This window comes from Acidovorax sp. LjRoot204, assembly GCF_056175785.1.
In genome coordinates this window covers 1-1,025 of the sequence record NZ_JBGFFF010000381.1, presented here as the reverse complement: position 1 = coordinate 1,025, position 1,025 = coordinate 1, and the positions used below count along the sequence as shown (strand labels likewise).

Genomic DNA, 1,025 nt, shown 5'->3' with positions numbered 1-1,025 from the left:
CGCGGGTCGCCAGCTTTGCAAACTTGGCGATGGGATTGAGAACACCGTGCTTTCGGTTCTTCACGGAGATGTCCGCAAGCGTCTCGAGCTTGAGCCCGCGGTCGTGCATGTATCGCCGAGCGCGCATGGCGTACAAGGCGGGCATGATCATGCCCCGCCTGTTGTTCCAGTCTTGCTGGCTCAGCTGCAATGGCCCGCCTCCGAGACCGCTCAGATGGTCCATCCCGAATACCAGGACGGTGTCGTACTGCCCAACCTTGAGCGCCTGCAATGCGAGATTCAGTGCAGTCGCTCCGCTGGAGCAGGCGTTGTCCACGTTGTAGACGGCGCCCCCGTGCGCATGCAGTTCACGCAGTGCCCGCTGACCCGGCAACATGGCCCCGAGCGCGTTGCCGCAGTAGAACGCCTGTACCTCGGAGAGTCGCGTGCCGGCATCTTCCAAGGCGCCAAGGATGGCCGACTGGACCATGGCCTCTTCGGTGAGCTCCGGAAAGCGGCCGAAGTCGGTGATGCCCACGCCGGTGATCATTGGTTGCTTCATCTCATTGCTCCTGAAAGGCGTAATCGGGTGTGCCGTCCGGCAATGCGAAGGGCACCACGCGCACGCGGCTTTCGATCGCAGGCGGGCTTCCATCGAACAGGAGCCGACCGAAGGCGCGAACGCCCGACTCGAAGTCGACCATCGCCAGTGCATAGGCGGGCTTGTCCTTGCCGGGATGGACCACCGTGAAGCTGTAGAGGGAGCCGATCGGGCCGAGCTCGATTTCCTCGATCGGCCGGTCGTTGTGAACGAATTCGATCGGCGGAAACTGGGGTGGCTGACCGCCGGCCTGTGTGGCCACAAGCACCATGCCGCCAGGGGTGTCACGGATGTGGGAATCCGCGCGCTTGATGATCTTCAAAGGTGTCTCCTGTTCCGGTGGCGATGGCCACGGCAACAGGAAGTGTGGTGACCCAGGGCCGCCCCGTCATTGGATTTGTGCTGCGCATTCTTTAGCCGTCCTAAAGCGTGCAAAGCGTGTAGT

Annotated in this window: 2 protein-coding genes; both read right to left on the bottom strand. The window is 62.5% G+C overall.

What is annotated here, in order from left to right; all coding sequences use genetic code 11:
- The coding region (locus AC04MI_RS25565; protein ID WP_476499090.1) for a thiolase family protein at nt 1-541 on the bottom strand (541 nt) is incomplete at its 3' end.
- Between the two features lies 1 nt (nt 542).
- Complete coding sequence (locus tag AC04MI_RS25560) at nt 543-902, bottom strand: Zn-ribbon domain-containing OB-fold protein (protein ID WP_307595936.1); 360 nt, start codon at nt 900-902, stop codon at nt 543-545.
- Nucleotides 903-1,025: the final 123 nt, after the last annotated feature.